The 24,905-nt window shown below is 47.1% G+C and carries 17 protein-coding genes; 3 read left to right on the top strand and 14 right to left on the bottom strand.

Annotated features, from left to right (window positions below):
* Positions 1-286: 286 nt before the first annotated feature.
* From ACGHCT_RS19480 to ACGHCT_RS19530, 11 genes are all read right to left on the bottom strand, one after another.
* Positions 287-1,288 (bottom strand): GntR family transcriptional regulator, encoded by a 1,002-nt coding sequence (locus tag ACGHCT_RS19480; protein WP_207650963.1) that lies wholly within the window; start codon positions 1,286-1,288, stop codon positions 287-289.
* A 191-nt stretch (positions 1,289-1,479) separates the two neighbouring features.
* Positions 1,480-2,109: a helix-turn-helix domain-containing protein gene (locus ACGHCT_RS19485; RefSeq protein ID WP_072854893.1), complete on the bottom strand. Its 630-nt coding sequence runs from the start codon at positions 2,107-2,109 to the stop codon at positions 1,480-1,482.
* 127 nt (positions 2,110-2,236) lie between these two features.
* A complete protein-coding gene (dnaB, locus tag ACGHCT_RS19490) occupies positions 2,237-3,565 on the bottom strand; it encodes a replicative DNA helicase (protein WP_072854892.1) in 1,329 nt (442 codons plus the stop codon).
* 9 nt (positions 3,566-3,574) lie between these two features.
* Positions 3,575-4,021 carry a 50S ribosomal protein L9 gene (gene rplI / locus ACGHCT_RS19495; protein WP_072854891.1) on the bottom strand — a complete coding sequence of 149 codons (447 nt, stop codon included), beginning with the start codon at positions 4,019-4,021 and terminating at the stop codon, positions 3,575-3,577.
* Positions 4,022-6,064: a DHH family phosphoesterase gene (locus ACGHCT_RS19500; protein WP_072854890.1), complete on the bottom strand. Its 2,043-nt coding sequence runs from the start codon at positions 6,062-6,064 to the stop codon at positions 4,022-4,024.
* 1,107 nt (positions 6,065-7,171) lie between these two features.
* Positions 7,172-8,203, bottom strand: a complete 1,032-nt coding sequence (locus ACGHCT_RS19505) for an NAD(P)-dependent alcohol dehydrogenase (protein WP_390437270.1) — start codon at positions 8,201-8,203, stop codon at positions 7,172-7,174.
* Positions 8,204-8,228: 25 nt separating this feature from the next.
* Positions 8,229-8,774 (bottom strand): D-lyxose/D-mannose family sugar isomerase, encoded by a 546-nt coding sequence (locus tag ACGHCT_RS19510; protein ID WP_390437271.1) that lies wholly within the window; start codon positions 8,772-8,774, stop codon positions 8,229-8,231.
* Positions 8,775-8,799: 25 nt separating this feature from the next.
* On the bottom strand, positions 8,800-11,316 hold the full coding sequence (locus ACGHCT_RS19515; protein WP_390437272.1) for a sugar-binding domain-containing protein: 2,517 nt from the start codon (positions 11,314-11,316) through the stop codon (positions 8,800-8,802).
* A gap of 43 nt (positions 11,317-11,359) precedes the next feature.
* The gene (locus tag ACGHCT_RS19520; protein WP_072853329.1) at positions 11,360-12,193 is read right to left on the bottom strand and encodes a carbohydrate ABC transporter permease; all 834 of its coding nucleotides are present in this window, start codon (positions 12,191-12,193) and stop codon (positions 11,360-11,362) included.
* Position 12,194: 1 nt separating this feature from the next.
* On the bottom strand, positions 12,195-13,088 hold the full coding sequence (locus ACGHCT_RS19525; protein ID WP_390437273.1) for a carbohydrate ABC transporter permease: 894 nt from the start codon (positions 13,086-13,088) through the stop codon (positions 12,195-12,197).
* Positions 13,089-13,167: 79 nt separating this feature from the next.
* On the bottom strand, positions 13,168-14,505 hold the full coding sequence (locus ACGHCT_RS19530; protein ID WP_390437274.1) for an ABC transporter substrate-binding protein: 1,338 nt from the start codon (positions 14,503-14,505) through the stop codon (positions 13,168-13,170).
* 263 nt (positions 14,506-14,768) lie between these two features.
* Here ACGHCT_RS19530 and ACGHCT_RS19535 point away from each other — a divergent pair, with 263 nt between their 5' ends.
* Positions 14,769-16,484 carry a sensor histidine kinase gene (locus ACGHCT_RS19535; RefSeq protein WP_390437275.1) on the top strand — a complete coding sequence of 572 codons (1,716 nt, stop codon included), beginning with the start codon at positions 14,769-14,771 and terminating at the stop codon, positions 16,482-16,484.
* Positions 16,481-17,998 carry a response regulator gene (locus ACGHCT_RS19540; RefSeq protein ID WP_390437276.1) on the top strand — a complete coding sequence of 506 codons (1,518 nt, stop codon included), beginning with the start codon at positions 16,481-16,483 and terminating at the stop codon, positions 17,996-17,998. Before ACGHCT_RS19535 ends, ACGHCT_RS19540 begins: the two co-directional genes overlap by 4 nt.
* On the opposite strand, the gene ACGHCT_RS19545 is transcribed toward ACGHCT_RS19540, so the two are convergent.
* Positions 17,977-18,762: a helix-turn-helix domain-containing protein gene (locus ACGHCT_RS19545; RefSeq protein WP_390437277.1), complete on the bottom strand. Its 786-nt coding sequence runs from the start codon at positions 18,760-18,762 to the stop codon at positions 17,977-17,979. The genes ACGHCT_RS19540 and ACGHCT_RS19545 overlap by 22 nt on opposite strands.
* A 140-nt stretch (positions 18,763-18,902) precedes the next feature.
* On the opposite strand from ACGHCT_RS19545, the gene ACGHCT_RS19550 reads away from it, so the two are divergent.
* The gene (locus ACGHCT_RS19550) at positions 18,903-19,418 is read left to right on the top strand and encodes a sporulation initiation factor Spo0A C-terminal domain-containing protein (protein ID WP_072853341.1); all 516 of its coding nucleotides are present in this window, start codon (positions 18,903-18,905) and stop codon (positions 19,416-19,418) included.
* Positions 19,419-19,482: 64 nt separating this feature from the next.
* Here the strand turns inward: ACGHCT_RS19550 and ACGHCT_RS19555 are convergent, their stop codons facing one another.
* Together ACGHCT_RS19555 and ACGHCT_RS19560 are read right to left on the bottom strand one after the other, a co-directional pair.
* Positions 19,483-21,732 carry a hypothetical protein gene (locus ACGHCT_RS19555; RefSeq protein WP_390437278.1) on the bottom strand — a complete coding sequence of 750 codons (2,250 nt, stop codon included), beginning with the start codon at positions 21,730-21,732 and terminating at the stop codon, positions 19,483-19,485.
* 254 nt (positions 21,733-21,986) lie between these two features.
* The gene (locus ACGHCT_RS19560) at positions 21,987-24,791 is read right to left on the bottom strand and encodes a hypothetical protein (RefSeq protein WP_390437279.1); all 2,805 of its coding nucleotides are present in this window, start codon (positions 24,789-24,791) and stop codon (positions 21,987-21,989) included.
* Between the last annotated feature and the right edge of the window lie 114 nt (positions 24,792-24,905).

Raw genomic sequence — 24,905 nt, forward strand, 5'->3', positions numbered from 1 at the left:
GGGCAGAGAATGCACATCAAGCCTTCTTTGACCATACGAACGGTGCTCCGGCGGGGATTCCGGTTTTGTCTTAGACTCTCTTCACGACGGAGGTGTCCCCGGAACTTAAGCCTTCCTCCTATCCGAACCAGCCGGCCCGCTGCCGCGGGATTTGTCTCACCGTCCCCCTGCCACCCCATACCTTCCGACTGGGCAGTCTCAAGCTTAGGAAGTCAAATTCCAAGTTTCCGCAAAAAAGCCACTGCCCCATAAGCATTCCTCTGCCTACGGTGCAATGGCTTCCCATTTATCTCTCTATTAACCTACCACTAACCAAATACCTCTCAGCCTTCCACAGTTCTCCCTTCCGGCTCTGCCGTGACAGACACTTATAAAGCGTCTTTGCACTCTCCCGAAAGTCCTTTTCATATGTAGTGATTCCGAATCTTGCGGAATCTGTTAGCTCCTCGAAGGAGGCTATTTTTACATTTGCTGCCTTCATTTTCTGAAGTCTTTTAGCCAGAAGAACAGCATCTTTTCCGTCCGGACAAATGATTCCATCCGGCAGTTTCCCTTTCCTTTCCAGGCGTTCCAGCTCCTTTTTAATGATTTGAGGATGATTTTCTCTTTTCTGCGGCAGTTCAAACAGGACTTTTCCGGATACTCCCACTTTCATGAATGCTTCCTTCGCCTGACATGCACTGCAGAATTGATCTGTTTCCAATCCTACATATCCTAGCCTCCGGTTTTTCTTCCTCCTCACACTGGAACACAGAACCTCCATACCAGCTTCTATGTCTGAATATACGCAATCCCCAAAAGGAAAACCCGTGTCTGTATCAAAAAAAGCCAAGTTCATCCCCAGAGCCCTAAGACGTTCCAGTTTTTCCTGTTCCAGAGAAATGCCATCGGGCCAGACCGCCACATCGCAGAGGCCTCTTAGATACAGATGGTATAAACTATCCTCAATGGTGTCCTTTTGCAGTCTTTCCATATAGAGGAGCAGGGTACCATTGGCAGCTGCACAGCTCTGAAAGTGTTCAATAAATTTAGAAAATTGAGGATGCCCTGCAGATGCCACCAGCACCAAAACCTCCGTCTCTCTGGCCCATCCGTAATTATGGAACTGTACTCTGGTTCCGCTTCCCACCTCACGCACAATCAGTCTGCCCTGCTCCATAATCTCCAGGGCCTTTCTCACCGTTACCCGACTTACCTTCAGATGATCAGAAAGTGTCCGTTCCGGCGGAATCTTGTCTCCGTCTTTGTAAATTCCCCTGTAAATACAGTCACAAATATTTTGTTTCACATTTATATATAACTTATCGTTTTCCATAATATAAATTATATCATGCAATATAGATATTTACAGTACCTGATACAAGAAAAATTGCGCGAAAGCGCAGTGTGATCGCCCGGAGGATTTTATTACATAGGGAACGAAATTTCCTATGTAATAAAAAAATAGCCATTGAGCATCAACACTCAACAGCTATCTGTTTATCTCTTTTTTGAAAACTTCCTCTTCTTTTTTTCTTTCTTCGTTTGTTGAATCGTAGCTGCAATCAGACGCCTGGACTCCTGGTGGGTACGGATCGTCTTGTCCAGCTCTTTGTAGCGGGCTTCATCCGGGTGGTTCTCCTTTAGGCCGGAAGTGACAAGCTTTTCCAGAATCTTATAAAAACTTTCGGGTATCTCTTTTTTAGCCGCCTGTTTCTCCTGCGATACTTTCACAGATGCTTCTTCCGGCTTGTCCTGCTTCGGCGCTGGCTTGTCCTGCTCTGATTTTTCTTTCCTGGCCGCTTCCTGAGCCCTTGCCCTTTTTGACTTCCTTGAAGGACCAGGCGCAGCCGCCTGCTTTTGGTTCTGTACAGGAATCTGAAAACTTTCCTTCGGTGCATTTTTATAAAGTAAAGGAACCATCTCCTTAATCTCTTTTAATGAATGTCCCTTTTTCTTTAGTTCCTTAATACTCAGGAATACCTGAATATCCCATCGGGTGTAGTATCGATGCCCCATCTCATTTCTGCCTATAGGAAGCTTAAGTTCCTCCTCCCAGTACCGTAATACATGAGATTCTACTTCTGCCAGCTTCGCTGCCTCAGAAATCAGATACTTGGTGTCACTCATATACTGACCCCTTCCCTATGAAATTGTGATTAGAATTGCCCCTAAGGTTTAACCTGACTAATCCTTAAGGTTAATTATAACAAAATGAAAGGGAAATGCAATGAATTTCGCTCGACATATTCTGCATCTACTTCTTCATGTTAACAAACTTAGTATAATTAGGAAGCCATACCAGATTTACTGTCCCAATGGGGCCGTTTCTCTGTTTTGCTATAATAATCTCTGCAATATTTTTGTCCTCTGTATCCTTGTTATAATAGTCATCCCGGTAGATGAACATAACCACGTCCGCATCCTGTTCTATTGCTCCTGATTCACGAAGGTCAGAAAGCATGGGTCTGTGATCCGGCCGCTGCTCCACAGCACGGCTGAGCTGAGACAGCGCTACCACCGGTACGTTCAGCTCTCTGGCCAGGGACTTCAGAGAACGGGAGATATCAGAAATCTCCTGTTGGCGGGAATCGGTCCGGCCGCTGCCTGTCATCAGCTGAAGATAATCAATAAAGATTATTCCCAGATTGTGCTCTAACTTGTACTTCCTGCACTTTGACCGAAGCTCCGCAATAGAAATACCGGGAGTGTCGTCAATGATCATATGAGACCCCCCGATGATACCGGCGCCTTCAATTAGCTTTGACCACTCTTCATCTTCCAGGTTACCGGTACGGATGCTCTGGGAATCCACCTTAGATTCCAGGGAGAGCAGACGATTCACCAGCTGCTCCTTTGACATCTCCAAACTAAAGATTGCTGTGGTAACATCCTGCCGAAAGGCCATATATTGAGCAATATTCAAAGTAAAGGCCGTCTTACCCATAGACGGGCGGGCGGCAATCAAAATCAAATCAGAGGGCTGAAACCCTGACATTTTATAATCCAAATCCACAAAACCCGTGGGGATGCCGGTTACCGCACCCTTCTGGCGGGATGATTTTTCTATTTTTTCAATGGCATTCAGTACAACCTGTCTGATAGGGACATAGTCACCGCTGCTTCTTCGCTGTACCAGGTCGAAAATCTTTTTCTCTGTCTCTTCCAGGATTACCTCTGTCTTTTCCTGTCCCAGATAGCATTCATTGGCAATCTCTTCATTTACTTTAATCAGTCTTCGGAGCATAGCTTTATCACTGACTATCCCCGCGTAATATTTAATATTAGCGGAAGTCGGCACTGCTGTGATCAACTCCCGCACAAACTCCATACTGCTTATCTCAGGCGGCACATTTTTTTCCTTCAGGCGATCCTGAAGAGTGACCAAATCCACCGGTTTATTCTCATTAAACAGCTCCACCATAGCATCAAAAATCACACCGTACTGGTGCTGATAAAAGTCTTCCCCAGTCAGCATCTCAGATGCTGCCATAATGGCATCCCGGCTCATGATCATAGAGCCGATTACCGACTGCTCCGCCTCCACGCTGTGGGGCAGGATTCTCTTAATGAGCGCTTCTTCCATGTAGCCTCCTTAAGCTTCTCTTACGATAACCTTCAATTCTGCCGTTACCTTAGGGTGCAGGCGGATAGGAACCATAGTTGTGCCCAATACCTTAATAGGACTTGGAAGCTGCATCTTCTTTTTGTCAATCTCATATCCAAGCTGCTCCTTTGCCGCCTCTGCAATTTCCTTTGTAGATACAGAACCAAAAAGCTTTCCGCCCTCTCCTACTTTAATGGACAGCACTATTTCTTTTTCTTCCAGCTCTTTTTTGTATGCCTCTGCGGCCTCCAGCTGTTCCTTGGCCACCTTATCTTCATGTGCCTTCTGCAGCTTCAGATCATTGATATTCTTGGCATTTGCTTCTACTCCCAGCTTCTTTGGGAACAGCATATTCCTGGCATACCCGTCACTTACATTTACAATCTCTCCCTTTTTTCCCAGGGACTTTACGTCTTCTGTTAAAATCACTTTCATTTAAATATCTCCTTCTTCCAGCATTTCATCAATTGTTTTCTTTAAAAGTGCAACTGCCTCGTCCAGGGTCATGTCCTTAAGCTGTGCGCCAGCAATGTTAATGTGTCCGCCTCCGCCCAGCCGTTCCATTATCAGCTGTACATTCACCTCATCGATGGCTCTTGCACTGATATAAATCTGATCATTATATTCCGTCAGCACAAAGGATGCCTTGACACTGACAATATTCAGCAGCTCATTGGCAGCCTGAGCCGCTACAACTGTAGGGCTGTCCAGTCCTGCACTGGGGCAAACTGAGATCGCATAGCACTCTCTGTAGTTCTCCGTATGCCGTACAGCCTCGGCCCGGGCTTTATAGGATTCCATATCATCCCGGAACATCTTCCTCACTCTTGTAACATCTGCCCCGCATCGTCTCAAAAAGGCGGCGGCCTCGAATGTCCTCACTCCGGTTTTTGCCAGGAAATTATTCGTGTCAATCATAATACCTGCATACAGGCTGTCCGCCTCCACATTGCGGATACGGATATCATCAGAAAAGTACTGCAGAATCTCCGCAACCATCTCACAGGCCGAGGAAGCATAAGGCTCAATGTAAGAAAGCACCGCATTCTGGATGACTTCACTGCCCTGCCTGTGGTGATCCAGCACCACAATGGTTTTTGTCATATGGAGCAGATCGTCACACTCAGTATAACTTGGCTTATTCGTATCTACCACAACCACGACTGTGTTATTATCCACAATCTCTTTTGCCTCATAGCTGTTGATAAACATGTTCTCATCATAATCCGGATTATTCAGGAAGCTCTGCATCAGCGGCCGGATAGACATGGTCGGATTGTTGACTACAATATGGGCCCGTTTGTTCAGTGACTTGGCCGCACGGTAGATTCCCACACCCGCTCCGAAAGAGTCCACATCGCTTATCTTATGTCCCATAACGACAACCTTATCCTTGCTGCTCATAAATTCCTTCAGTGCATGAGCTTTTACTCTTGCCTTTACCCTGGTACTCTTGCCCATCTGCTGGGATTTGCCGCCGAAATAAGAAATCTGGTTGCCGTCTTTTATAACCACCTGATCTCCGCCCCGGCCAAGAGCCAGGTCAATGGCAATCCTGGAATATTCGTAATTCTGGGCATAACTGCCGGAATTAATTCCGATCCCGATGCTGATAGTCACGGCCATATCATTTCCTATATTGACAGTTTTAACATCCTCCAGAATATCAAATCTCCTTTTTTCCAGCTCCATCAGAGACCGGTTCCGCATAACCAGAAAATATTTATCCTTTTCCAGCTTTTTCACAAGCCCGTCAAGTTCACCAAAGTATTTATTTAACTTACGGTCAATTAACGCGGTAAGCAGTGAACGTCTTACTTCCTCCACACTGTCCAGGGCCTCATCGTAATTGTCCAGATATAAAAGCCCTACGACAAGCTTTTCTTCCTCATTCTCCCGGATATAACGGTTTATCTCCGTCTCATCAAAAAGGTATAGGGCAACCAGGTAATTCTCCCCCTGTGCCTCCATCATATCAGATCCCTCAAACAGCTCTGCCATAGATACCTTTGTCATAGAAGCCCTGAAGTCTTTTTCCTCAAACTGAAAACACAGCTGTGTGCGCTCTTCCTCCCTGGGAAGGGCATCGGCCGTTATGTCCTCAAATATTGATGTAATTGATTTATGATACTTCTTACTTTTCCCTGTCATCTGAGAAAATTCATGATTCATCCAAAGCAGCTTCCCCTGGGAATCCATCAGCGCATACGGCAGCAGAAATTCCTCCAGCAGATTCTTCTGCACCTGCCCATACTGGGTAGCAAAGGATATCAGCTCACTCATAAGGACGGGACGGTTGTAAAAATACAGTATCGCCACAATCAGAATATAGACCGCAAGAAAAATGCTGGCCAATGCCCCAGCCTGTTTGTTTACCACATAAAGGGCAATATTCATAATCAACAGCAAAACTGTCAATATAGCCGGCCACTGAAGGTAAGTCTTTAATTGTCCTTTAATCTTTACTTTTTTATCCATTGTCTCTACCTATACAACTTTTTACTTTTTTCCATACTCCGTATATTATACCATTATTCATGGTATTAGCAAAGTTTTTTTTCCTTTTGCAGGGAGGAGGGGGATTCCATGAAGGTTTTGGGGGGGCGGAAATAGTTAAAATGATAGTTTTGTGTATGTGAAGTTCGGGGTGAAATAGTCGGCGAGCGGAGTGTTGCTGACGGACGGTAAAGGGAGGAGGTCTTGGGGCCAGGGGTGCTGGGTGGAGCTGCTTGCTACTGCGTTTCTCCTTAGCTAACTGCCTGGCCGTTCACTAAGAAGCTCAGGAAAGCCTTCGCTCATAAGTGACCGCCGGCAGTGGATCTTCGGACGCACTCCGTAGTCTGCGCAGCTCCACCCAGCACCCCTGGCCCCAAGACCTCCTCCCTTTACCTGGCAGTGACTCACTTCACATCCACGGAAGACGGGCGGGGAAGGTCGAAAGTTGTACATTTTATCTTGTTTCGCACTATTAGCGGCTTGATGTTCTGGATAAAAAACTAAACCCGTTTCAAATTTTTAATACGCTTTGTCTGGCAATATTATATCTATATTCTATCTGACAATTCTACATCAATATTCTACGTGAAATATGTCATTCCCCTTCTGATAAATCTCCCCCTGGAACTTCCCCATATCCAGGTGAGAGGAATTCCGCGGCGGCGGGCGGGCTGGTTCGGGCGGGAGGGAGGCTTAAGTTCCGCGGACGATTCCGCAGGAGTGAATAGAGAGTCTTAGGCAAAACCGGGATTCACGCTGGAGATTTTTTCGGCAGTCAGGGCCGAAAAAAAGTGAGCATGGGCAGAGAATGCACATAAAGCATTCTTTGCACATACGAACGGTGCTCCGGCGGGGATTCCGGTTTTGTCTTAGACTCTCTTCACGACGGAGGTGTCCCCGGAACTTAAGCCTCCCTCCTGTCCGAACCAGCCAGCCCGCTGCCGCGGGATTCCTCTCACCGCCCCCCTGCCACACAACACCTGCCGTCATGAAGCATCTTGAGCCGAAGTCCACGTAGTTATATCCCTAAATCCCAAGTATATAAAAAGCAGGAACCATCACAATCCCTGCAATAGCCCCTGCCAATTATTACATCCTGATAACCGCCTTCACCATCTCATCTTTCCTGTGAATGCTGTCCTCCAGTGCCTCCCCTATCCGGGAGAATTCATAGGTATCGGTGACGATTTTCTTCACCGGAATCTTCCCGCTGCTCACCAGCTCGATGGCTGTGGGGTACAGATTTTTATATCTGAATACCGTGTGCAGCTTAGCCTCCTTGCTCATCAGCGTCCCAAAGTCATACGGAAAAACGGGATCGGCTGCCATACCTACCAGCACCACGGTTCCTCCCCTTTTGACCAGTTTTGCGGTCTGTTTTGTGGTGAACTCTGTGCCTGCTGTCTCAAATACCAGATCTACACCTTTCCCCTGGGTAAGTTCCATAATTGCTTCTACAGCATTCTGTTCTCTCCCGTGAATCACTGCAGACGCTCCCAGTTCTTTTGCCATCTGCAGGCGTTTTTCTATAACATCCACCACATAAACAGTGCAGATTCCCATAGCTTTCAATGCCATCAAGGTACAAAGTCCAATACAGCCGCTGCCCAAAATGGCTGCTGTCTGGCCTACTTTTCCCTCTGACTGCTCTGCCGCGTGAAGTCCCACACACAAAGGCTCAATCAGCGCCCCCTCTACGGTATCCATAGTATCAGGAAGCCTGTAAACCATATCCGCAGGATATCTGATATACTCTGCAAAAGCACCGTCGTACGGGGGAGTGGCCAGGAAAACCACATCCGGGCAGAGATGATATCTTCCGGTCTTGCAAAACTCACATTTTCCGCAGGGATATCCCGGTTCCACAGCCACCAGGTCCCCCTTCTCCAGGCCTTTTACCCCATCGCCCACTTCCACAATTTCTCCGCCGCATTCATGCCCCAGGATCATAGGCTTTTCCACCACGAAATCTCCGATGCGTCCATGCTCATAATAGTGAACGTCCGAACCGCAGACACCGCAGTGTAAAACCTTGATTAGAACTTCGTCCCGGCGGATGGCGGGGATGTCCCGCTCCTGCTCTTCAACCTTCTTTATATCTGTTAATACTGATACCTTCATAGTCTCACCTCTCCTATCGCATCGTTTACTCAATCACAGGAGTACGGTTAATCTTCGGATCTGTAAAAACGTCATATTCGTCCAGGCTCTTTGTACTGAACTCAGAGATTACCGCACCCTCCGGGCCGGCCTGAAACCAGTGTTTTGTGTTGGGGACAAGAGTATACTGTTCTCCGGCATGCAGTACAATCTCATGGCCAACCGTGTAGGTGTCCTCATATCCCTCCGGTTTCTTTCCAAGGGGATTGGAAGTCTCTTCTCCTTCCACATACAGGTACACGCTTCCGTACCTGCAGCGGAATGTTTCTTCTTTTCCCTCGTAGTGCAGCTCGGGTATGGGTCCGTGGCAGTGTTCCGGGCAAGTTTGGCCGGGAAAGAGAACCATCTCCTTTGCACAGCATCTGTCCGTATTCACAAAAGTGACCAAAATCAGCCCGATGTGTTCCAGATCCTCCAGTCCGAAGTCTGCGATTTCTATTGCAGCCTTTTCTTCATCTGTCAAAACAATTGCAGCCTTTTCATAAAATTCCAGCGCCTTTTTTCTGGCTTCTTCATAACATTCTTTAAGCATTCTATACCTCCTGCATAGTTATCCTTTATTTTACCTGTTTGATGACAGGTTCCTTCCCGCCGATTCCCTTGATTCTGAAGGTTTTTACCTCCCCGGGAAGCAGATCGAAATAGCAGTCGGAGCAATCATAATCTCCCTTGGCGTAAACCCCGTGTGCAAAGCCGTCCGCGGTAACTGTAACCAGTTTATCCTCACCCTCCTGGCGGACCTCCACGGTTCTCACAGGGTTGGGTCCGAAGTTCAGCTGACGCATATCATCGGTGCGCAGCCATATATTGTCAACGGCATCACTGTCTGTATAGAGCATTACCGTACCTGCGGCATAATCTCTTTCAGGAAGCTTTTCCTTCAGAAGATATATCCTCTCTCCTGCAGGAACTTTCAGTACAATGTCTCTGAGTTCCTTCACCTTTCCGTCAAAGGAGACGTAGCCTATCTTTCCGGAAACCTCCAGATCCTCCGGATAGTCATTAGCCCCCTGCAATACCAGCTGCCCGTCTGCTGCCCGCATGGTAAACTTCTGATGAGCGAGAGCCCGCTTTACCGCATAAAAAGGAATCTTTCTTCTAAGGTAATAATCAATAATGGTCCAGCCCACTTCTCCCCAGGCATCGTTATACATCCAGAACAAACCGCCGCCGCAGTGTTCCTTAAAGCGGATAGCCTCCAGTGAATATCCGTACATTAATCCATGTACCATTCCGCCGTAGAGAATATATTCGTCCAGGGACAGTGTCTCCGGATGATCCAGATAATTTTTCTCAATTGCTGCATTTACAGTTCCCTTTTCAAATACATTGGAATGCATATGCCAGATGTTTCCTTCCCTGTCCATGGAGGCCCCATCCATATATTCTTCTGTGCTTTTCCTGCAGCACGGCCCGATAAAGCCGTATTCGCTTACAAACTTTGATTCTATGGTGTCATAATCCTTCGCCTCGATACGCTCTTCCATCTTTTTGCTCATCAGAGCATTGTGCCAGCGGTGAACATCTCCGACGGTATCATCATTGGGGAGATCCCCTCCGTAAGGTGAGCTGTTCCAGTAAGGAATCTGAGGGCAGTTGTTTCGTATGATCTCCTTCGCCATCAGATTGGCAATTCTAAGTCCATACTGGTGCTCATATGAAAATTCTATTCCCCATCTGGGATTGTCAATGGAATTAAAGATCCAGTGTACCTCATTGGTGCCGCAGTATAACCCCATACAGCAGTGGTTTCGCAGTCTCTTGGTCTGGTAATCCAGCTCCTGGCGCATCTCGTCCCGGAACCATTGCTGATGATCCGGATAGGTAGAACAGGCAAACATAAAGTCATGCCACAAAAGGAGTCCTTTCTGATCGCATAATTCATAGAAGAGGTCTCTCTCATACAGGCCCCCGCCCCAAACACGGATCATATTAAAGTTGGCCTCTGCCGCCTCGTCCGTGAGCACATGATACTTTTCATCCGGTACTCTGGCATAGATGAAATCATTGGGCACCCAGTTGCCTCCCTTGCAGTAGATGGGCTTCCCGTTGACAACCAGAATAAAATTCCTGTCCTCCCCGGCAATCACACTGGTATCCAGCTGTATGGTACGGATACCAAAGGAAAATGCAGGATATTCCTCTGTCTCCCCGCCGCAGGCAGCACATACCCGCACTTCATACAGGGGCTGCTCCCCGTAGCCATTGGGCCACCAGAGACAGGGATTCTTAACTTCAAGTTCCAGATCCAGATAGTTATATCCGGAGGTAAGAAGCTGCTTCTCCAGTTTGGCTTCCGCGCATACCGCGCCTTCTCTCACCATCTGAACCGTTACATCACAGCTTTTGGAACTGATGAAGCACAGATCCTCTATATTTACCATCGCATGTACCCGGGCTGTTTCCCCCAGCTTTTCCGTATGTAAGTGTACCTCGCGGATGGCAATAGTCTTATAGCTTCTCAGACAGACGTTTCCGGTGATTCCTATGGTGATTACTTTAGGCCCCCAGTCCCAGCCTACAGTATACTGAGGCCGTCTCACAAAGGAACGCCGGCCGTCCCCCCGGAATTCACCCCCGTTATTGCTCTCCAGGCAGACTGCATGATCCAGCTCCGCCAGATCCTCTTCTGCCACTTCTTCCAGACCGCTGGTGACTCTCACCATAATCTCGTTTTCCCCCGGCACCAGAAGATCCTTAACATCGTATACAAAGGGGTAGTGCACATTTCTGTGGCAGCCGATAAACTGTCCGTTTATAAAGATGTCGCTTCTGGTATCCAGCCCCTCCAGGACCAGCTCAACAATATCATCCTCCATACATACGGCGCTTCCGTCGAATGTCTTCCTGAACCACCAGGATCGGTCTTCTATCCACTCAGATTCCCTGCAGTAGTCAGAAAGTACGGGATCTTTAATAACCCCAGCCTCAATTAAAGGCATTCTCACATCTGCAGGCAGACTGCAGTCATACCACCCGTCTGTCTGACGGTCTATCTGGCTTTTATATTCCTTCCCCCATTTTAAAGGGGCCTCATGGAGCTGCCAGTTCTCATTTAAACACAATTTTTTCATTCTGTATCCACCTCTTCTTTTCTTATTATCTGAAACTTATGGCTTAACCCTTAACCGCTCCTGCAATCATTCCCTTAATAATCTGTTTGGAGAATGAGAAATACAGAACCACAGCCGGAAGAATCGCAATCAGCATGGCGGTCATCATCTTAGGGTAATCTGTGGTAAACTGACCTTTAAAGAGGGTAATCCCCACAGGTACAGTCATCCACTTTTCTGAGTCAATCAAAATCAGAGAAAATGTAAATTCGTTCCATACGTAGAAAAACTGTATGATGCCCACTGTTACTAAGATAGGCTTGCACATTGGCAGGATAATGGAAAACAGAGTTCTGTGAAGGGAACTCCCGTCAATGGCCGCCGCCTCCTCCACCTCCAGAGGAATCGATTTCACATAGCTTTCCACCAGGAAAATGGCTATGGGCAGCGAGAGGGCTGTGTACGGCAGCACCAGCGTGAACCAGTTGTCCGTCAGGCCCATCTTTGTAAAAAGCACGTACATCGGCACCATCAGGGCGTGAACCGGTACCAGCATCCCCACCAGGAAATATCCATAGAGTGCCTTTCTCCCTCTGAACTTGTATCTGGAGAGGAAGTAGCCTACCACGAATCCGATGAGCAGGATAAATACCAGAGAAAGAAAACTGTTTCGAATGGTGTTTCCCATCCAGGTAAGAATCTTGCTGTTGGTAAATATAGATATGTAATGCTGAAAATTCGGGCTCTTTGGCAGTGCAATGGGACTCTGGTAAAATTCCGCCTTATCCTTCAGCGAGGAGTAGAACAGCCATATCGCCGGAAAGATACAAGACAGGGAAAATAGTATCAGCACAATATTTGGTATAATTCTTAAAATTTTTCTTCCTGCTTCTTTCATCCTAAACCTCCTTATCCTTCCCGAACCGCAAAAGCAGTCCCCGGCTTCCCGCCACCAGAATCAGGCTGACAATCAGTATGATAATGGACATCGCACTGCCGTATCCCATCTTATAAGACATAAAAGACGTCTTATAGGCATACATGGCCATCACACTGCTGGATGTACCCGGTCCGCCTCCTGTCATGGCATAAATATGATCAAAAATCTTCATGTTGCCCGCAATACAAAGGGTAACGCAGACAATCAGGGTATTCTTAATCAGGGGAAGCGTGATATAAATGGCCCGCTTAAAGCCGCTTGCGCCGTCAATTTCCGCCATCTCAAAGATCTGGGGATCCACGGAAGACAGGGCCGACATGATAATCAGCAGGTAATAGCCCACATACTGCCAGATCAGCGGAATTGCCACCAGCAGAAGCACCAGCTTATCATTATTCAGCCATGCCTGAGCCAGATCCCCCTGACCGATTACTTTCAGAAAAGAATTTAAAAGCCCGTAGTGGTAATCATAGATCATATTCCAGATAAAACCGATGACAACAGCGGAAAGAACCGCCGGAAAATAACTCATGGTGCGGTGGAACCCTTTAAACTTAATGTGCCGTCCATTCAGCATCACTGCCAGAATAAAGGCAATTCCTATCTGCCCTGCCAGGCAGACTATGGTAAGATAAATATTATTTCCCAGAGACTGGCGGAAAACCGGGTCTTTAATAACGTCCAGATAATTCTGGATTCCCAGAAAAGTCTTATTCGTTCCTCCTGCCCAGTCGAACATTCCGTAGTAGGCGGCAAGGCACACCGGAACCAGAATAATAAAGCTGTACCAGAGAACACCGGGAAGCATATAGAGGAATATAGTCCGCTTTTTTACTTTTAAACAACTGCTCATACACTCACACCTTTCCAATTTTGGACAAAAAGAGAGACGGACCTTCTGCGGACAGAAGTTCCGCCCCTTTTTTCAGCCTTTATTTAAGTTTATCCTGCTCCGCCTGAATCTCTGCCGCCAGATCCTTCGGCTCCTTGGATCCATTCAGCAGATCCTGTATTCCTGTATTCATCACCTCAATGACAGCTCCGTCCATAACCAGATCGTATACCGGTGTGAAATTCAGTTCATTGGTGAGTGCAATAAAGTCCTGTGTCAGCTGAGGAAATGCAGATACATCCACATCCTCTACCAGACCGGCGCCCATAAGGCCGTGTTCTTTGGCAGCATATTCACACATCTCATATCCTGTGGTAGAGAAGATAAAGTCCATAGCTGCATCCAGCTTTTCTCCTGTGAGGTTTTTGTTCACTGCAAAATACCATCCGCATCCCCCGGAGATACTTTCCGGCTTGCTTCCATCCTCTGACGGGAGAACAGCTACCTTTGTATTCTTAATGGTCTCTTCGTCGGCAAAGGATTCAATTGCAGCCACGCTCCAATGTCCGGAGACAACTGCTGCTGCCCTGCCCTGAGAGTAATATTCAACGCCCTGTGTCTCTGTTATGGTGTTAAAGTCAGGATTCAGCACATTTTTCGTTGCCAGTGTCTGCAGTCTCTCCAGTGCTGATACAAAGGAATCATCTGTGAATTTTGCTGTCCCGGATTTGTCGATGATGCTGTTTGTCCAGTCAGCCCCGGTAAACCTGTCGCCTAAGGTGGACAGGATGCAGGATTCCGCAGCCCATTTCTCACTGTTTCCCAGAGCAATGGCTGAAATTCCCTGTTCCTGGAACTTTTCTGCCGCAGCGTAGATGTCGTCCCAATTATCCGGGAAGGAATCGTATCCTATGGATTTCCACAGTGCCTCGTTGTAGTAAACCACGGAGGTTATAGACATCTGGTTTGGCATGCCGTAGATCTGGCCGTCCCTGGTGGCTGCGTCAAACACACCCTCTCTGAAGTTATCTTTATATTCGTATTTGTCCAGATACTCGTTAATGGGAGCCACGATGCCGTTCTCCACAAAATTATCTACCCAGGATCCCTTTACCATAAACACATCCGGCACCTCGTTCACAGCAGCCTGTGCCTGAATCTTTGTTGAGTAATCTGACTGGGACATGGCCTGCTGGGTTACTGTGATATCCGGGTGATCCTTCTCATACTGTTCCACCATGGCCAGATAGCTGTCTCCCACTGCATTGCTCTCCCGTTCCTCCTGCAGGTAATAATGTGATACGGTAAGTTCAATTCCGTCTCCTGCCCCTTTTTTGCCCTCTGCTTTTGCATCATCCCCGCCGCCGCAGGCAGTCAGACCAGTTACCGTAAGTATCCCTGCCATCAAAAGCGCAGCAGATTTCATTTTCCTTTTCATTCCCAATACCTCCAATTCGTTTTTGTTAGATTCATTATATCGGCCCCGGCGAAAAGAAAAAACCGAAGTTATTGTTTTTGATATCCTGTTAAAATGACCTGTTGAGCGCATGTCGGCCTTTCTGAGGGCAAAAACATCCTAAGTTATTTACCAGTATCCTAAAAAATCATCTCCTTGGGGATTCTCCCCCTATTTCATTGACACTCTTTGTCTTCTGATGATAAGATCCAACCAGAGAACAATCTGCCATAAGGAGTATGACTATGAAAGTTAAAATGACCATGCGGAAGAAAATTATTCTGTTTTTCCTCTGCCTTGTAGCGATTCCCATTCTTATTATATATATTGTTGCCAGTAACCTGTTTATCAAAAGCGCCCAGAAGGATCTCAAGAACCTCTATGCCGCCAATATCAATGAGGTGGGGAAGAATATTGATGTGTTCTTCAGCGATGCCCTGGACTTAACCCTGTATCCCCTCATGGAACAAAACCTGAGGACCTTTCTCACAGAGCCCCCCTCCAGTCCATCTTATCTGAAAGACAAAAAAAATGCCAGCGATATTCTCCTTTCTATGCCCTATGGATTTTCCTCTGGCATTCACGGCATTACACTCGCTAACATGGTACCGGATATGATTGGTGTGGGATCTAACATCCGTCTGACCAATGAGGATACGGAGGCCGCCAAAGAACAGAACGCATCTCCCAGCTGGGATTATTCCGCTGCCAGAGAGAAGAACGGATACCTATATCTCACCCGGCTGTTAAAAAATCCCAGCAATATCTCCCAGCACATTGGCTATATAAAGCTCTCCATCAGCTGCGCTAAGATAAAGGCTGCTATTGCGGAAAACCAGAAGGATGATCAAACCTCTTATTTTCTTCTCTCCCCGGGCAACGGATGTCTGGTAGAGTCAGATACCAGCCGGCAGTCAGATTTCCCCAAAGAGGAGCTCTCGTATCAAAAACTATCTCAGCTGGCAGCTTCTGCGGAAAACAGTAAAATTATAAGCAACCGGATTCTCTCGGCCTACTCCATAGAGCACACGGATCTCATTATATACAGCATTACCAGGCCGGACGTCCTTACGGTGGTGAAGAAGACCTTTCTCTCCAACATGATGATTCTGTCTGTTCTGGTATTCGCCTTTTCCATCCTGCTGTCACTGGCCTTTGCGAAGATTATCACCAAGCCCATGGACATGCTGGGACGGCGCATGGCCTCCCTGTCCAATGAAGACTTTTCCGTCCGTGTACCGGTAAAGGGGACAGATGAAATCTCTGTTCTCTCTCATCATTTCAATGAAATGGCTGAGAGGCTTGAATTTCTCTATAAAGAGGTTTACATGGGAGAATTAAAATTAAAGCAGTCCCAGCTTGATATGCTGCAGACCCAGATCAATCCCCATTTCCTCTACAATACGCTGGACACCATCTACTGGATGGCCCAGATGGGAGATACCCAAAATGTAAGCACCATGGTTTCCAATATGTCGAAAATGATGCGTCTGACCCTCACGCCCAAGACAAACGATAAAATCCCCTTGTCACAGGAGTTAGAACATCTTTCCTGCTATATAACCATTCAGCAGATACGCTACGGAAGCAAAGTCCAGTTCTTCCAGACCTGTCCGGAGAATCTCATGGATGAGTATGTTCTTAGCTTTCTTCTGCAGCCTTTGGTGGAAAACGCATTGGTCCACGGCCTGAAAAACAGCCTCCACGGCTTTGTCCGGGTTACCATCTATGAGGAAAACGGCAATATTATATATGAAGTAGCCAATACCGGCGAATTGATCTGTCCGGACGAGATCAGCGCCATCCTGGCCGACCCCACAGATTCTCAGAAAGGGCTCGCCCTCAAAAATATCAGGGAGCGCCTCCGTCTGAAATATGGGGAAGCTTATCCAATGGAATATTATGTAGAAAAGGAATGCAGTGTATTTAAAATCACGCAGCCAAAGGAGAGTACGATATGATAAAGATACTGATTGCAGATGATGAAGATTTTATCCGGCACGGCATGCGCTACGCCATTCCCTGGGAGGACAACGGCATGGAGGTCATAGGAGAAGCCGGCAACGGGGAGGAAGCTCTGCAGCTTGCGGTCCGCCTCCGGCCTGACATTGTCCTGGCAGATATCCAGATGCCCCTTATGGACGGTCTGGAGCTGGCCCAGCGGCTCAGAGAACTGCTGCCGGAAACCAGGGTAGTAATTCTCACTGCTTACGGAAATACTGAGAATCTTACCAGCGCCATCGATGTCAAGGTAAGCGCCTTTCTTTTAAAGAGTGCAGACAGCAAAAAGATTCTGGAAACAGTAGTCAAAGTCAAAAAAGAAGCAGAGGCGGCTCAGGCCAGCTCTCATAAAGTTTCTCAGCTCAAAGATATCTATGAGGAAAACCGCCATCTGATTAAGGGCACCCTGCTCTCCCGGTTTCTGCAGAATCAGGTTTCCTATTCTCATTTTGCAAAAAAGGCGGGAAAAATCGGCCTGGATCTCTTTGCCTCTTCCTATGCACTGGCCCTGATCCGCACGGACAGTACAGATGAGAAGCTGGTTCTTGGCAGTCTGATCCAGCATTTTCTGCGTTTTCAGCCCTTTGCCTTTTTCATCCGGGATCAGCATGCCATTGTTATTCTGAATACAGAAGAATACCCTTTGGACCGGGATGTCATGGATGATATTCTCCCCGGTATACTTCCGGTCACCTTTGGCAATTCCATTGTTGTAATGAGGGATGTTACTTCCGCGGAAGAATTCCCCCTTGTCTACACGGTTCTCACCCAGGCGCTGGAACACTGCTTTTGGAACATCGGGCAGCCCTATACCCTTCTCACCCCGGAACAGAGTTTTACCTCTGACGCAAAGATACAGCCCTACACCTATGAAAGTCAGCTTATAACAGCCATACTTTCCAGAGACTCCGGCCGGATCCAGCAGCAGCTTCATACCTACTATTCCTACATGGAAGAGCATAAATGCTCCCGTCTGCTGTTTCTGGAATCGGTCAAACGGCTGGCGGTCCTGCTGGGAGCTGTCTCAGAGGATACCGGGGATATTCTGAAGATAAATGCGCTGATGGAAGAGATGGAAACCCCCCGGGAAATTATGGATCTCATTGCAAGCCTTGCCCTTCCCGCCAAAGCGGAACACCCTGCACATTCCCAGATTGAACCTGCGCTGCACTACATACACCAGCATTACACGGAAGATATCCATCTTGAGGACGCGGCGGGAGCTGCCTACCTATCCCCAGGCTATCTGAGCCGGATCTTTAAAGCGGAAACCGGCTATGCCTTTAAAGAGTATATCCACAGACTCCGTATTCAAAAGGCCCAGGATCTGGTGTGCGGCACAGATCTCAAATATTATGAGATAGCGGAACAGGTGGGATATAAGGATTACAAATATTTTTCCGCATACTTTAATAAAATTGCAGGATGCAGTGCAAAAGAATACCGGAACACTCACAGCCGCTCATCTGTATGAGTCTCACCCTCCCTGCCCTTAATAAGCTGGGGGCAGGGAAGATACTCAATGGAAACTTCATTTTTAATGACACCTATAAATTTCCCCATTCTCTTGCAGTCCAGTTTTTTAGTAATTACCATATCGTCTATGTTGCCGTTGAGCGATTTTAATAAATGTTTCTCTTTATAGTGATAGTACCTGCCAATATAGAGATACCCCTCCTTCAGAAACATCCAAATCTCCCCCTGCTTAGGCATAACTTCATCTTCGTACCGGAATCCCAGAAAAGAGCCTCTGAAAAACTGAGGTTCCAGAGCATTGTCGCAGATGTGCACGCAAAAGGTACAGTCTCTGGTTAATAAATTATTGTCTGCCACAATCATTTTTTCTATCTTGCTCTCATATTCCCCCAGCCCGTCCACTACGTTGGTGAACTCAAAACATCTGAGCCGGATCTTATCCTCTGTTTTCAGATAGATCATGCGGTCATATTCCAAATCTATAATAAACTTAATATATTCCTTTATATGAGGCGCCAGCTGCTTCATCTTATATACGTATTCCTCGTACTGATAAGGAATTTTGGGATCCCGGTCAGAGAATTCATCCATGGAACACCGGAGAGCAGAGGCAATGGACTGCATGGTTTCAAACCTGGGATCCGGGGTATCCCCGCTGCTTATTTTTGCCAATGTACTCAGAGGAATCCTGCTTATTTTCGCCAATTCCTCCAGGGTATATCCCCGGTCCCGGCAAATCTTTTTAATCTTTTCCCTTTTCAATATATCAGCCCTTCCATATTTGGTATTTTTATACATATTGCGTGAATTGACATTGATCGCTGCTCTTCTCTATAATTTACCATATGCGGTATCCCAAGGTTATACAGAAACCGCCAAGAATAAGATGGAGGAACACTATAATGGAAATGAAAACTCTGCAAATCGTATTTTCGGATGACAAGATTTATAATGTTAGTTTAACTGACGAAAATGGAAAAGTAAACCAATTGTTGTCAGGACTACTGCAGATAGGCCAGGCAGCAGCAATACCGTCTCCTGCGGAGGCTTGTCCAGAGGATGAAAGCGTCTCCAACAATCTCACTCTCTTGCTGAATCATCTGGGACTGTCACCTAATCTGAAGGGTTACTATTATATCAAATATGCAGTTCTCCAGGTCATGAGGGAGCCCAGTCTTCTGGTAGGGATCACCAAAAAATTGTACCCCGAGATCGCAGACGAGTATCACACAACCACCGGCAGCGTGGAACGCTCCATCCGCCATGCCATTCAGATAGTCTGGCGCAGCGGCCACAAGGAGCGGTACTGCCGGCTGACCCACAGTACTATAACAGACAAGCCAACCAACAGTCAGTTCATAGGAATCCTGGCTGAATACATAAAAATTGCAAAGGCAAATGATATGGCTATCGGCTGAAGAGCACTTTGGCCGGCAGTCTAAAAAAGGCAGATACCAAATGATATCTGCCTTTTTATCCTGTTTATCTGAATACGATAGAATTCAGGATTCCCGGAATATCTGCCTGCAGCTTCAGAATCTCTGCCTGCTGCTCCGGTCCGTAAGAGCCAATGGCGCTCTCCTTATCCTGTCCAGCTACAAACCACATGCCGGAATGCTGTCCCAGGTTTTTCGGATTCTTTAATTCCGCCATATAAAGCTCTGCTTCCTGCTTTGTCTTTGCTGCCACAACACCAAAAAGCGGCTCATAGTCATCCTCTCCGCTTTCGTTTTTGAAGGCAGCGGCATACATGGCGATCCACATCTTGTCAATGGCTCCGTACTGTACAGGCTCATCCCAGGATTCCGGTACTGTCATATAAAAATATTTTGTCACTACCCGGTCTAAGTCGAAGTCTATATCGTCATCACCTAATTTCATCCATACGCCGTCGCTGTCTACATAATAACCGTCCGGAGTATATCTGGATACATACATAGCTCCGCTTGCTCCTACGTAGTAGCTGCCAATCCAGCGGTTCGCGGCCATTGCCCCTGAAGAATTGAGATAATACCAGGTCTTTCCGTCCTTTATCCACCCGGTGGCCATCGCTCCGCTCTCTTTAAAGTAATACCAGGTGCTTCCCACCTGACACCAGCCCGCAGCCATGGCTCCGCTGCTCTTCAGATAATACCATGTATTCCCCTGCTTCAGCCAGCCTGTCTGCATCGCTCCGCTTCCGTTGGCATAATACCAGGTCTTTCCGTCCTGATACCAGCCTGTGGCCATGGAGCCGTCTGCTTTCATATAATACCAGATCTTGCCCTGCTTCAGCCAGCCCGTCTGCATGGCTCCGTTTGCCTTCAGATAATACCAGGTATTTCCTGATTTTATCCAGCCTGTCTGCATCACTCCGCTTCCGTTGGCATAGTACCAAGTCTTTCCATCCTGATACCAGCCTGTCGCCATAGATCCGTCTGCTTTCAGGTAATACCAGGTGCTTCCCTGCTTCAGCCAGCCTGTCTTCATCGCTCCGCTGTTGTCAGAATAATACCACTTTCCTCCTGCCATATACCAGCCGGCGGCCATAGCTCCGTCACCCCGCAGATAGTACCAGGTATTCCCCAGTTTCAGCCAGCCCGTCTGCATGGCTCCGCTGTTGTCGGAATAATACCACTTTCCGCCCGCCTGGTACCAGCCGGTGGCCATAGATCCGTCACCCTTCAGATAATACCAGGTATTCCCCAGTCTCAGCCAGCCCGTTACCATGTAGCCGGAATCATTGAAATAGTACCATTTGTTGTCAATGAGATCCCATTGGTTCACAGGATAGGTGCCGTCTGAATAAAGATACCACCAGCCTGTCTTATTCTCTTTCCACCCGCCAGTCTTCACCGGGGGAGTTGTCTGCTTCTCAATGCTAATCTCTTTCATGGCATTGGATAAATCATCAGCAAGCTTACCACTGACATCGGGGGCTGCAAAAGATACTCCTGCATATAGTGTCTTTGTATATTCATCTTTAAGCCATTCTGTAGACTCAATTCTTCCCCCGCTAATCTCACTATATCCTTCCGCCAGATATATGTTATTGTCAGTCGGTTCCGCATCCTCGGACTCTTTATGCCGCACAACAAGCATAGCAGGCATATCTCCTTCTGCTTTTACATACACCCTCCCGGCTTCCAGTATAAAGGAACCCTCGGTCCATATGCCTATCCATTCCTGTGATCCAACATAGAGAGTGCTTCCTTTTCCTTTAACAATAATATCTTTATCAGCTGCTATAGCTTCATTTACGCTGTTTACAGTGAGATGTGCATTTGTCAGAAGAAGTTCCCCGCCTACGTACATTCCTACCTCTGTATTCAGGTAAAGAGAGCCTTCTCCCTCAATGTCTATACTTCCTGAGACATTTATTCCTGAAATAGCAGCTTCACCCAGATCAGCCTGTATCTCATTTGTTCCGTTCAGACGCAGACTCAGGTTCATCGGTTCGCCTGAAGAATCTTCTGCATAAATACCAAAATCTCCCACAGCCCCTGTATTAATCACAGCTTCTTCTAATGTAAGGATCCCGCTTGCAGGATCATATTTAGCAGTGCCCTCGCCGCACGGCACTGTATTATCTTCTGCCTCCAATATGTTCTGTCCGTTTACCCACAGCACTTTATCCGGCTCTGCCGCCCTTACCGTTGCCGGCAGTACTGCTATTCCAATCAGGACAGCCATCGCCGCCAGGCATTTCCCTAAGAATGTTCTTTTTACCTTTTCTTTACTCCGGTTGTTCATCATTTTCCTCCTTCATCTCCTTGTTTTTTATATAACAGCATAAACCAAGACCTTCCGACCTTTTCCACTCATCTCCTCCTCAGTTTCTTTTATGATTTATGCTCTATATCGTGATGTTTAGGAAAATCATACTTCTGGTTCCTATTATATAAGATACCTGTCAAATTTTCATTATATTTCTGTATTGATTCTGATTTTTTTTGACCCTTAGCCTGAAAAAGGCAGACACTATACGATATCTGCCTTTTTTCTGTTTATCTGAATACGATAGAATTCAGGATTCCCGGAATATCTGCCTGCAGCTTCAAGATCTCTGCCTGCTGCTCCGGCCCGTAAGAGTCAATCGCACTCTCCTTGTCCTGTCCCGCTACAAACCACATACCGGAATGCTGTCCCAGGTTTTTCGGATTCTTTAATTCCGCCATATAAAGCTCTGCTTCCTGCTTTGTCTTCGCTGCCACAACACCAAAAAGCGGCTCATAGTCATCCTCTCCGCTTTCGTTTTTGAAGGCAGCGGCATACATGGCGATCCACATCTTGTCAATGGCTCCGTACTGCACAGGCTCATCCCAGGATTCCGGTACTGTCATATAAAAATATTTTGTCACTACCCGGTCTAAGTCGAAGTCTATATCGTCATCACCTAATTTCATCCATACACCGTCGCTGTCCACATAATAACCGTCCGGGGTATATCTGGAGACATACATAGCCCCGCTTGGTCCCACGTAGTAGCTGCCAATCCAGCGGTTAGCGGCCATTGCCCCTGAAGGATTGAGATAATACCAGGTATTCCCGTCCTTTATCCAGCCGACAGCCATCGCTCCGTTTTTTTTAAAGTAATACCAGGTGCTTCCCACCCGACACCAGCCCACAGCCATCGCTCCGCTGCTCTTCAGATAATACCAGGTATTCCCCTGCTTCAGCCAGCCTGTCTGCATCGCTCCGCTTCCGTTGGCATAATACCAGGTGTTCCCGTCCAGATACCAGCCGGTAGCCATGGCTCCGTCTGCTTTCAGATAATACCAGATCCTGCCCTGCTTCAGCCAGCCCGTCTGCATCGTTCCGCTTGCCTTCAGATAATACCAGGTATTTCCTGATTTTATCCAGCCTGTCTGCATCACTCCGCTTCCGTTGGAATAGTACCAGGTGTTTCCGTCCAGGTACCAGCCGGTAGCCATGGCTCCGTCTGCCTTCAGGTAATACCAGATTTTGCCCTGTTTCAGCCAGCCTGTCTGCATTGCTCCGCTTCCGTTGGAATAGTACCACTTGCCCCCTGCCATATACCAGCCGGTGGCCATGGACCCGTCGCTTCTCAGGTAGTACCAGGTGTTCCCGTCCAGAAGCCAGCCGGTAACCATAGCTCCATTCTCTTTTGAGTAATACCAGTACTTTCCTACCTTATACCACCCAGTAGCCATTGCCCCGCTGCTCTTCAGATAATACCAGGTATTTCCCTGCTTCAGCCAGCCTGTGGCCATATAGCCAGATCCGTTGAAGTAATACCAAGTATTGTCAATATATTTCCACTGGCTCACCGGATAGGTACCGTCTGCATATTCATACCACCAGCCGGTTTTGTTCTGCTTCCAGACACCTGTTTTCTCCTGCGGTGCCTCTTTTTCTATTGTGATCTCATTCACTGCATTGCTTAAATCCGTCAGCAGAGGACCCTCGTCCTCCTGGGGAATAAACGATGTCCAGGAACGGATAATTCCCGTTCTCCACTCATACCAATCAGACACGGCAATTTTACCGCCGTCCTTTTCTGCATATCCGCTGTCTATTACGATTCCGGGAACTGCTTCCTTGTCCTCTGACTGTCTGTCGCGTCCCACGCCAATAGCTGCAAAGCCCTCAGCCCCTTTAGCGTATACTTTTCCTGAATTGACAGTAAATATTCCCCGCAGGTAGATTCCCAAGTCATTGGATGACACAGAGGATACGTCACCCCCCTGAATGGTAATATTGCCGTCTGCATCTAACCCGGCATAATATCCATTTGCAGACACATTGGAGTCTCCCCGAATAACTATATTGGACTTGGAATAAATGGCGCTGTCTTCAGCAGCAGCATTTATCTCACTGTTGTCTATCACAATATCATTTACACCATACAAGGCAGGATAATTACTTTCAACATTCAAAACTGAAGCATCATTAACTATTATGCCCCCATCTGTATATATACCGTTTGATGTTGCGCCTTTTATATTTACGGATGATTTTTTAATTGTAACATCTGCTCCGCTTAATATCCCTATGGCATCCCAACCGGTAGTTTCCCCCTGTTCCAGGTTTTCACTCACAGACAAATCTAATGTACTATTTTCAATTATAAATGTTCCATTTACTCCCCCGGAGATGCCTGTCCCGATATTATTTGCAGTGATACTGCTTCCTTTTATGCTGATATTATTTGTCGGTACATTAATGCCGCAGTCATATCCCTCTATTACAACAACAGAATCCTGAATACTGCAATGCCCATTCTCAAACTGATTACTGTCGATCCCAGCTACGGCGTGGCGTTTTTCTGATTCGTCTTTAATTGTAAGAGTAATCCCGTCAATATCGCAGCCGCTGAACGCAAAAACCCCTCCTGGCCGAATGTCGTTGTTATTACGGGTAGTAATATCAAGTGAACCCGCCCCTGTAATGCTAATCTGCCCCATAGAGTATATACCCATATCTATACTTTCATTCTCCAGGGGATAGATACGGTTCGTTCCCTGCAGTTTCACCGTCACTTTCTCTGGTATGTCACTTCCTTTTAAGACCTGAATAGCGCTGCCGTTATTTGCAGCTTTAGTTATATCCGTATCGCTGAGTGTTAATGTACGTGATTCGGCATCGTATACTGCGGTTCCCTCCCCGCATTCCACCGTACTGTCCGCATCTTCCAGGATATTAACCCCATTTACCCATATCTCTTCCTTGGAATTGCCTTCAGCCAACACGGTAGACGGCAGCAATACCACACCTGCAAGAACTGCAATACTCAGTAACCAATTCCAGATGCCCATCCCTCTGCATTTTCCTTCCAAATTGCTTTTCATACCTTTCCTCCTTCGTCTCCTTATTTTTTATTTATAGTAATGACCAGTTTTTTTAACCCTTTATTCCCTCCTCCTTTACATAAAACTAGAGAAACCGGCCAAATGCTATTTTCC

Source organism: Lactonifactor longoviformis, assembly GCF_042848515.1.
GTDB classification, from domain to species: Bacteria; Bacillota; Clostridia; order Lachnospirales; family Lachnospiraceae; genus Lactonifactor; species Lactonifactor longoviformis.

Bases quoted from the DNA above. Each gene is read 5' to 3' on its own strand.
- ACGHCT_RS19485 (WP_072854893.1), bottom strand. From the start codon at position 2,109: ATGAGTGACACCAAGTATCTGATTTCTGAGGCAGCGAAGCTGGCAGAA.
- dnaB (WP_072854892.1), bottom strand. From the start codon at position 3,565: ATGGAAGAAGCGCTCATTAAGAGAATCCTGCCCCACAGCGTGGAGGCG.
- rplI (WP_072854891.1), bottom strand. From the start codon at position 4,021: ATGAAAGTGATTTTAACAGAAGACGTAAAGTCCCTGGGAAAAAAGGGA.
- ACGHCT_RS19500 (WP_072854890.1), bottom strand. From the start codon at position 6,064: ATGGATAAAAAAGTAAAGATTAAAGGACAATTAAAGACTTACCTTCAG.
- ACGHCT_RS19505 (WP_390437270.1), bottom strand. From the start codon at position 8,203: ATGAAGGTATCAGTATTAACAGATATAAAGAAGGTTGAAGAGCAGGAG.
- ACGHCT_RS19510 (WP_390437271.1), bottom strand. From the start codon at position 8,774: ATGCTTAAAGAATGTTATGAAGAAGCCAGAAAAAAGGCGCTGGAATTT.
- ACGHCT_RS19515 (WP_390437272.1), bottom strand. From the start codon at position 11,316: ATGAAAAAATTGTGTTTAAATGAGAACTGGCAGCTCCATGAGGCCCCT.
- ACGHCT_RS19520 (WP_072853329.1), bottom strand. From the start codon at position 12,193: ATGAAAGAAGCAGGAAGAAAAATTTTAAGAATTATACCAAATATTGTG.
- ACGHCT_RS19525 (WP_390437273.1), bottom strand. From the start codon at position 13,088: ATGAGCAGTTGTTTAAAAGTAAAAAAGCGGACTATATTCCTCTATATG.
- ACGHCT_RS19530 (WP_390437274.1), bottom strand. From the start codon at position 14,505: ATGAAAAGGAAAATGAAATCTGCTGCGCTTTTGATGGCAGGGATACTT.
- ACGHCT_RS19535 (WP_390437275.1), top strand. From the start codon at position 14,769: ATGAAAGTTAAAATGACCATGCGGAAGAAAATTATTCTGTTTTTCCTC.
- ACGHCT_RS19540 (WP_390437276.1), top strand. From the start codon at position 16,481: ATGATAAAGATACTGATTGCAGATGATGAAGATTTTATCCGGCACGGC.
- ACGHCT_RS19550 (WP_072853341.1), top strand. From the start codon at position 18,903: ATGGAAATGAAAACTCTGCAAATCGTATTTTCGGATGACAAGATTTAT.
- ACGHCT_RS19555 (WP_390437278.1), bottom strand. From the start codon at position 21,732: ATGAACAACCGGAGTAAAGAAAAGGTAAAAAGAACATTCTTAGGGAAA.
- ACGHCT_RS19560 (WP_390437279.1), bottom strand. From the start codon at position 24,791: ATGAAAAGCAATTTGGAAGGAAAATGCAGAGGGATGGGCATCTGGAAT.